We start from the raw sequence: 8,408 nt of genomic DNA on the forward strand, positions 1-8,408 counted from the left end.
GGGTACTCCTCAAACTTATCGACCTCCTTTTCCCGTCATCGTCCAGAAACTTGAACCATCCGAGATTGGTGTTGCGTCGCATCGAATTTGCGAAAAAATCTCATCTTTTTTGAAAAAAACAAAAGAGCCCCTGACCACTGGCCGGGACTCTTATTATTTTTATTAGCCGCCCCATCCATGATCGTCGAGAGCTGCCATATTTGTTGGCTGTTCCGGTTGTGTTGGTTGAGTAGGAATAATACCACTTAATAAAATCAACCCCATCATTAAGGATAGAAATACTTTTTTCATAAGTCGAACACTCCTTCTACGATATGTTTGTACCCCAACTTTTGTTGTTCCGTCGCGTAATCTCCGTGTTCCCGGAACAAAGTTGCACATTTCTCAAAACCCATATAATACTTCAAAACTTGCGCGAGATATAAGGCATATAGCAATTCATCGATCCCAACAATAAGTCGATTTTTTTTGAAACTGTATAATGCTTTCTCATACCAAAAATGGAATAATTGCGTACCGTCCAAATAGTTTACATCGGAATTTACAGGCGGAATTTTTTTAACAAGCGTTTCCAAAAATTCGTCAACTTCAAAATCGAATCGATTTGCTGACTCAATGATAGTTTTGGCACCACCCAAAAATTCAGCAGGATGATTTTGCAGAAAATCGACATACTCACGGACTACTTTTCCGTTTCCGGTTTTGAGTTCAAGAGCATACATGTTCCCCTTGCTCCAAACTCGAAATTTTTCAACCTCCTTTTTCCCCGTTTCGTCAAGGAACTCGAACCATCCAAGGTCTGAATACGCTGCCACGTATTTTTTTGCTTCTTCGTATCGCCCTTGCATAGTAAGTACGAAGCCCTTGATGCGTAGCCCATGACCTAAATATACCACTAAATGCCGCTCAGTATGTAGCTTTTTAACAAATTTTTCTTTTTTTGATTTTTCATACACATTTTGAGCTAAAGCATGGAGTTCATCCCCATAACGGTCTACCCTTTTCCAATCACCTAATGAATAGCAAACGTTCGCCAGCAGCAATAAAGCATCAAGCTGAATATCCTCCGGTAAGCGATAATAAAACGGCTCAAACCGTTCTAATGATTCCCTGTTATTCTCTGAACTCACACCGACTAAGCATTGAAATAACCGAAATTGACAGAAGATGAAAGTTTGATCGTTGCGATCCGTTTCCCGTTCAATGACATAACGGTACAAAGGAGCTGCCTCTGCTTTTTGCTCCTCCTTGAAAAGATGCTCCGCTGCATAAAAGAAATGATGTTTAATTTCTGCCCCAAGCCCGCCGCCTACATTTGTCATTTGTCCCACACACTCCCTTTTGATTAATACCATAATATTACATCCGGGGCTTTTCGATGGCAATATAGAGCATTTGGAGGAGATATAACGATTATCAGCAAAAAACAGAGAAATTCAATTGTAAAATGACGTAAATAGACATAAACATACAAGTTTTGACATGTTTTATGAAGATTCCCAGTATTATCGAATGACGTAGTACTCCAAATTACTCAGAAAAAAGTAGTTTTGTCCCATATGATTATTTTGGTATACATGGTACTTTTTAGGAAAACAATTCAGTCGGCCGACCATTGTTCAAAATCACTCAATTTGGAGGGACGTTGCCGGATTACAGGTGCGTGAGCGCATCGAGAAGGTTGTTTTTTTATAGGCAAAAAAAAGATATTAGCGTGTGCAACATTTTTATTTCATTGTCCGTTTAAGTATTTGGGATTGAATAAATTCCCAAATATAACTTGTTTTAGGATGATGAAAAATTGGGATCGGTGGGAGGTGAAAAATGGACTAGCCCTGCATTTTGGTACCAAAGTCCATAACAACCACGTGAATATACATAAGTTACATTGGGCTCGTCTTTGAAAGTAACGTAAACCGGATATTGAGGTAAAAATTTTAGGAGGAGGTATTTATTTTGAAAATTCCGATTAGAACGATTGCTGTTTATGCTCTCACTGTACTCACACTGACAACTTCTAGTGTCTATGCCAATGCTCAAGAAAAAATCCCTAGCGAAGTACAAGAGTTGGCGGATTCCAAAGTTTCTCAAAAACAACCAATTCCTGAAATTAGAGCTTGGGAAACGGATTTAAATGGGAACATCACGGAAGTTGTCCCACTTTCAAAAAGAATAAGTACAATGGGTCCACCGAGCGATGGCTATACGTATTCCTTCGAATCTTATAATCCAAATTATGTAACTAAGGATTGGCGTTATCAGAATCTTGGAACATTCCGCTATCAAAACAGTACTTCTGGTGATGCGTCAATCCAGTATGAACAAACATATACTACTTCAGGAAAGTGGAATGTAGGAGTTAACATTAGTGGAAGCGCAGATATTAAGGCAGCGTTTTTTGCTAAATTAACAGTGAATTTAGGCGGCAGCTGGGGCTACGAGAGACAATGGACAAGTGGTACAAAATATGGTGCGAACCAAACTGTAAAACCATACACAACAGTCTTTTTAACAAATTATCAAGTTGCGGCTAATTCGAGCGGGATATTAACTTGGAGAAAATACGCTTCAAGTGGTTCTCAGGTAGGAGTTTATCAGGAGACTGCTGGTGGATATGCGGTATCTATGAACGATGTAAATATCGAAGTTACAAGCACAACGTCTAATTAAAACGATATTAAAAGAGTAGGCGTATATATGCGCCTACTCTTTTAATTTGTAATACTTTTCTAGCACATTAAGAACAGACTTTACTGCTTCTTTTGTAATAGCAGTTTTTGCAGTTGTTTTTGCATTTTGAGTTACAGTAACAATAAGGTTTCTATATGTGTAAGTCGCCATATCAGTTCTATCCAACAATTCACGATCAGCTCCGTCGTATCCTGAAGTAGAATCCCAAGCAACCAAGTTGTTTCCCATATTTACTTCTGTATAAGCGAATCGTACATATAACTGGATTGATTTATCATTATTTTCAAATATAAATTGTTGTTGTGTTGTATTTAAATCACTAACTCCACCTTTAAGAGTAATTGTATCCTTTTTGTTAAATGTAAAATCTCTTTCTATTAAAAAAATTGTTTTCATTGGTGGAATTAAAGAAAAACCACTTATAACTATATTGTTTTTAAAATCCTCCATTAATTTTGTGAAATCATCATAGTTTTGTGTGTTTTTAATTTCTGTAATGTTTTCGTTGGATGCCGTGATTGTTGGTTTATCGGTTTTATCCGAACAACTTACTAGACTAATGGAAATTATCAAACTACTGATTAGAAATAACGATGTTTTCATCACTACATCCCACCTATTCATAATATTACTTTTACTACAATATATTCTAATCTTGTAAAACTATAAAAACAAGTTGATCAGTATTTTTAATAGTTATTTATGAAAAAATGTATTTAGGTTGTTGATATAACAAAAATTGATAGTGATGAAAGAATTCCCAATACGAAGAAAGTTAACATTACCCAATAAATTTTGAGCTTTACTTTTTGGTTTTCTATCAATTTCCTTATGAACAAGAATAGTATTAAATAAATTAGACTTTGTACGCAAACAGCAGCGAGTAAGTTATTCAAAACGTTTCAACTCCTTTCCTCTTCAGTTACAAATTATAAGTATGCATTCTAGTTTATAGAAATTCTCCTATCTTGATTTTCAGCCTTGAGCGGCGATTTTGATTTCGTGGAAAAATGCAAAAAAACCGCTCGGCCCTTGTTCACATTCTTTGCAACAAGGTCCGTTCTGCACGATCTGGTCAGGTCCGAGCGACTACATCATAAAGGTTGCACGCTTTTGTTAAACCTCAATTTGTTGCCCCGAAGCTTTCCGCAGCTCATTCGCCAGCCAATGAATGTAATCGGCCTGCTGTTCATACGCTGCGGCCGCAGTGCCGTCTCCGGCCTGTTCTGCCTCCTGACAAGCTGTACCTTCTGCACAGGAAGTTGTAGGTGCCCAACCTATAGTCTGTTTGAACGGGTAAGCAGGCTCAATACTGAACTGATCAAGAATTCGCAGCTTTTAGAAAACGCACCAAATAACTAAAATCCAGTAAGACAGTCTCCTACTGGCGATATTGGAACTAAAGCATATGGCAATTCGTACTGGTGGGGTGTTGCTGTAACTTTTGATGATGGCGAAACAAAACATTAAGTTTACACTTTGATACAAACTGATACTGTAGCTGCGATTCTTGCGGCAATCTTAGCCTTTGTTCCTAGTGCTCAGGCTGGGGCAATAACAGCCGCTATTATATCGGCCGGGGCGCTCATGATCGCAAACTCCATGTCATATTAGAATCAAGGGAGGGAAGTAACGCTAAACCGCCATCGGCTTCCATTTGTTTACTACGAAGTGACGTCAAATAAATAATGTAATATAATAACAACAAAAATTGGGATGCAGCATGTTTAGAACAACATCGCTAATCACTTTCTTTATTGTCTGCATTGGTTGTCGTATTTGGTGTGAAATTCGTGCTAAGAAGTAGTCCAAAAAAAGCTGACATGGTATGGATGGGCATAACATTCCTTATCATAATTGCGGCTGAAATTTATTCGCCAACCAGTGAATATAATCAGCGATGTGAAATGGGCGACCAGAATTCCGCTCTCGCCTCCCAACAAAAAAGCGCCTCCGGCCTGCGGAATGAGCAGTTCATACTCATTCCGGGGCCAGAGGCGCTCTTCCGTATGCAATTAGGCTTGATTCCCGCTGCCGAACAGACGAATTTTGGCTTTGACCGCCTCTTTAATCGCTTCGCGGGCTGGCACCAAATAATTACGCGGATCGTAAGCTTCGGGATGGTCGTTCAGGAAGCTTCGGATCGTGGCCGTGAAGGCCATTTGATTGTCCGTATTCACATTGATTTTGGCCGTGCCGAGCGAGATCGCCCTGCGAATCTCTTCCTCGGGTAGGCCGCTTCCTCCATGCAGGACCAGAGGCAGCCCGGTCAGCTGCTGAATTTCCGCCATGCGGTCAAATCCGAGCTGAGGCTGGCCGCGATACGGACCGTGCACGGAGCCGAGCGCCGGCGCCAGGCAGTCGATGCCGGTCTCCCGGACCAGCCGCAGGCATTCTTCGGGCACGGCATACATCGCTTCCGCCTCGTCGACCACGAGATCGTCCTCCCGCCCTGTAATCCGGCCAAGCTCGGCTTCCACGCTGACGCCGAGCGCATGCGCGGCTTGCGTCACGCTGCGGGTGATCTCGATGTTGTGCTCCAACGAATGATGCGACGCATCGATCATGACGGAAGTAAACCCGGCGTGCATCGCCCGGATGCACACTTCATAGGTAGAGCCGTGATCCAAGTGCAGCGCGACCGGCACCGTAATGCCGTATTCCGCGACGAGCGCTTTGACCATCCCCGCGATGAACGGCAGGCCGCCCATATAAGGGATATATGCTTCGCTCACGCCGAGAATGACCGGCGACCGCTCCTCTTGCGCCGCCTGCAAAATCGCCTGCGTGAACTCCAGGTTGTTCAGATTGAACTGTCCGACCGCATACCGCCCGCCAAGCGCCCGCTCCAGCATGTGTTTCATGGATACAATCGTCATTTCTTACGGCTCCTTTGTTCCTCACTTATTCCGGTATTCGCCAGGCCGGGACACGGAGGAACGGATAACCAGCTCAGGCAGCATCACGATGCGCTGCTTGGTGGAATTTTTATCGTTGATGATGCGAATGATCAGATCGACGACCTTCTGACCCATTTCCTGAATGGGCTGCGCAACCGTCGTTAACGGAGGATCGACAATCGTCGCCAGCAGCGTATTGTCGAATCCGACGATAGATAAATCGCCGGGAACGGACAAGCCTCTTTCGCGTACGGCTTGAATCACGCCGGTGGCCAGCAGATCGTTACAGGCAAAGATGGCCGTCGGCGGCTGCGAGGAGTCCAGCATTTCCCCGGCAACCTGCTTCGCATCCGTTACTTTAAAATCGCTGATCCGCACCAGCTCCGGAATATAGGCAATGCCCGCTTCCTCCAGTGCGAACCGGTACCCCCGTATCCGTTCCTTACTGCTCATCACCAATGTGTCCTCGGCGATGACGGCAATTTGCCGATGACCCTGCTCAATGAGATGCGAGGCCGCCATATGCCCGCCGATGAAATCGTCCACCAGCACCGTATCGATCGCCAGGGAAGGCATATCGCGGGCAATGAGCGCGACCGGAAAGTTTTGTTTTTTCAAGTCCTTCAATATCGCATCGTTGCGTACGCCGGTGGCAATGATAATGCCGTCCACGCTTTTTTGCTTCAGCAACGAAATATTTCGTTCTTCTCTCAAAAGATTATTATCCGTGCTGCAAATCATGACGCTGAAGCCGAGCTCGTGCGCACGATCCTCCACACTTCTCGCGATTTCCGCAAAGAACGGGTTGGCCAAATCGGGCAACAACAAGCCGAGCGTGAAGGTTTGCTTCCCCGTCAGAGCCGAAGCCACGACGCTTGGCTGGTAATTCAACTCCTGCATGATCCGATTGACCTTGGCCCGCGTTTCCTCGCTGATGCGCCCCGTTTGATTGATCACTTTGGAGACAGTGGCAATGGATACGCCTGCCTGCTTGGCAACGTCATAAATTGTAGCCTTCATAGCTTCCACTTCTTTCAACGAAATGACATATTAACAATTATACACTAATATGCCATTGCGTTAATACTTCTTCCACCTTGACCGGACGCTTTTCCTGCAAGGATAATCTTGCCGCATGCGCGATCAATTCGGCTTGGTAGCCGTCGTTCGCGCTGACCGGCACCGGCGTATCATGAACGAGGGCGTCAATAAACGCCTTGACTTCCTTTACATAAGCTTCGTTGTACCGTTCCAGGAAGAAGTAAAGCGGCTTATCCCGGTACACGCCATCCGCAGTATAGAGCTCCGCGCTGCTCGGATAATCGTTCTGGATCGTCAGGCAGCCCTTCGAGCCGAACACCTCGACCCGTTGATCGTAGAAATGCGCCTGACGGCTGTTATCGATGACGCCCAAAGCGCCGTTCTTGAACTTGAGCGAAATGATGGCCGTATCGATATCGCCGCACTCGGCAAACACCGGATCGACGAGAACCGCGCCCTGTACGAACACCTCTTCCACGTCGCAGCCGACCATAAACCGGGCGATGTCGAAATCGTGAATCGTCATGTCGATGAACATGCCTCCGGAGGCGGGGATATACTCCTTATGCGGCGGCGCCGGGTCGCGGGAGGTGATTTTCAAAATATGCGTGTCGCCGATTTTGCCCTCCCGGACCAGCTCCTGAATCCGGCTCATATTATGGTCGAACCTGCGGTTGAAGCCGGTTTGGAACTTGACGCCCGATTTCTCGACCAGCTCCAGCGCTTGCACTGTCTTATCCAAGGCGAAGCTGATCGGCTTCTCGCAAAAAATGTGCTTCCCGGCCTTGGCCGCTTCTTCGATCATGGCAATGTGCGTATCCGTCGGCGAGCAGATAAAGACGGCTGCAATTTCCGGGTCCTGTATAATGTCCTTATAGTCAGCGGTAACATTGGCAATGCCGTTCTGTGCCGCCCAATCGCGGATATTGTCGGCGAAGATATCGGAAATCGTCTTGATTTCCACCTGCGGAAGCTGCTTCAAGTTTTCCGCATGAAGCTTGCCGATGCGGCCGGCGCCGATAATGCCTATTTTTATTCTCTCCATATCCATGTTCCTCTCTATAATGAAATGCCTCTTACTTCGTCAAGCTTTTCAAGAAATCGAGCTTCTTCTGCGCGTTTTCTTTGTTGATGACTTCCACGCCGCTGTCGATCCGCTTCTCCACATTCTCGCCTTTGATCGCTTTGACGGCATTTTCTACGCCTTTGTAGCCCATTTCATAGGGGTTCTGCGCGACCGTGCCGCCCAATTTGTCGGCCAGAATCGATTCGATGGATTCCACTGTGCCGTCCGTGCCGAGAATCGGAATTTTCAAGCCTTTCGCTTCCGCCGCACGCAATGCACCGATCGCCATGTCGTCGTTGGCGGCAAAGACGCCCTTCAGATCCGGATGGTTCTGCAAAATATTTTCCATGACGGACATCGCCTTCGCTTTATCGCTGTCGGCCGGCTGGTTGGCGGCGATTTTCATCCCTTTCGCCTCCAGCGCTTCCTTCGCGCCCTTGATCCGCTCGTCGGTCGCCGGGTTGCCGAGCGCGCCCGCGATGAGCGCTACTTTATCGCCGGATTTCAGCAGCGAAGCCAAGTATTCTCCGCCCTTTTTCCCTGCTGTCGCGTTATCCGTGCCGATAAAGGCCGTTTTATCCGCCCAATCGGCCGTATCCGTATCGACGAGCAGCACCGGGATGTTTTTGTCTTTATATTTTTTCAGCACGGGAATCGCCGTGGAAGGCTGCGTCGGCGCCACGACCAGAGCGGCCGGCTTCTTGTTCAGC

Annotated in this window: 8 protein-coding genes; 1 reads left to right on the forward strand and 7 read right to left on the reverse strand. The window is 45.8% G+C overall.

The features are described 5' to 3' along the window. Positions 1 to 162: 162 nt before the first annotated feature. Entirely contained in the window at positions 163 to 291 is a 129-nt protein-coding gene (locus tag QJ48_RS39200) for a hypothetical protein (protein WP_010494197.1), read from the reverse strand. Beyond that, positions 288 to 1,355: a hypothetical protein gene (locus tag QJ48_RS17745; protein ID WP_054974883.1), complete on the reverse strand. Its 1,068-nt coding sequence runs from the start codon at positions 1,353 to 1,355 to the stop codon at positions 288 to 290. The genes QJ48_RS39200 and QJ48_RS17745 overlap by 4 nt, the downstream gene beginning before the upstream one ends. A 601-nt stretch (positions 1,356 to 1,956) precedes the next feature. On the opposite strand from QJ48_RS17745, the gene QJ48_RS36975 reads away from it, so the two are divergent. Continuing rightward, positions 1,957 to 2,670: a hypothetical protein gene (locus QJ48_RS36975; protein WP_157261671.1), complete on the forward strand. Its 714-nt coding sequence runs from the start codon at positions 1,957 to 1,959 to the stop codon at positions 2,668 to 2,670. A gap of 33 nt (positions 2,671 to 2,703) precedes the next feature. On the opposite strand, the gene QJ48_RS17750 is transcribed toward QJ48_RS36975, so the two are convergent. The 5 genes from QJ48_RS17750 to QJ48_RS17770 all read right to left on the reverse strand — a co-directional run. After that, positions 2,704 to 3,294 carry a hypothetical protein gene (locus QJ48_RS17750; protein WP_054974884.1) on the reverse strand — a complete coding sequence of 197 codons (591 nt, stop codon included), beginning with the start codon at positions 3,292 to 3,294 and terminating at the stop codon, positions 2,704 to 2,706. A gap of 1,412 nt (positions 3,295 to 4,706) precedes the next feature. Then, positions 4,707 to 5,570, reverse strand: coding sequence for a class II fructose-1,6-bisphosphate aldolase (gene fba / locus QJ48_RS17755; RefSeq protein ID WP_054974885.1), 864 nt, complete (start codon positions 5,568 to 5,570; stop codon positions 4,707 to 4,709). Between the two features lie 21 nt (positions 5,571 to 5,591). Continuing rightward, the gene (locus QJ48_RS17760) at positions 5,592 to 6,611 is read right to left on the reverse strand and encodes a LacI family DNA-binding transcriptional regulator (RefSeq protein ID WP_054974886.1); all 1,020 of its coding nucleotides are present in this window, start codon (positions 6,609 to 6,611) and stop codon (positions 5,592 to 5,594) included. A gap of 37 nt (positions 6,612 to 6,648) precedes the next feature. Beyond that, complete coding sequence (gene iolG / locus QJ48_RS17765; RefSeq protein ID WP_054974887.1) at positions 6,649 to 7,677, reverse strand: inositol 2-dehydrogenase; 1,029 nt, start codon at positions 7,675 to 7,677, stop codon at positions 6,649 to 6,651. A 31-nt stretch (positions 7,678 to 7,708) separates the two neighbouring features. Beyond that, a partial coding sequence (locus QJ48_RS17770) for a sugar ABC transporter substrate-binding protein (RefSeq protein WP_054974888.1) occupies positions 7,709 to 8,408 on the reverse strand: 700 nt, incomplete at its 5' end.

Source organism: Paenibacillus sp. A3, from assembly GCF_001399685.1.
GTDB lineage: Bacteria > Bacillota > Bacilli > Paenibacillales > NBRC-103111 > Paenibacillus_G.

Bases quoted from the DNA above. Each gene is read 5' to 3' on its own strand.
- fba (WP_054974885.1), bottom strand. From the start codon at position 5,570: ATGACGATTGTATCCATGAAACACATGCTGGAGCGGGCGCTTGGCGGG.
- QJ48_RS17760 (WP_054974886.1), bottom strand. From the start codon at position 6,611: ATGAAGGCTACAATTTATGACGTTGCCAAGCAGGCAGGCGTATCCATT.
- QJ48_RS17745 (WP_054974883.1), bottom strand. From the start codon at position 1,355: ATGGTATTAATCAAAAGGGAGTGTGTGGGACAAATGACAAATGTAGGC.
- QJ48_RS17750 (WP_054974884.1), bottom strand. From the start codon at position 3,294: ATGAAAACATCGTTATTTCTAATCAGTAGTTTGATAATTTCCATTAGT.
- iolG (WP_054974887.1), bottom strand. From the start codon at position 7,677: ATGGAGAGAATAAAAATAGGCATTATCGGCGCCGGCCGCATCGGCAAG.
- QJ48_RS39200 (WP_010494197.1), bottom strand. From the start codon at position 291: ATGAAAAAAGTATTTCTATCCTTAATGATGGGGTTGATTTTATTAAGT.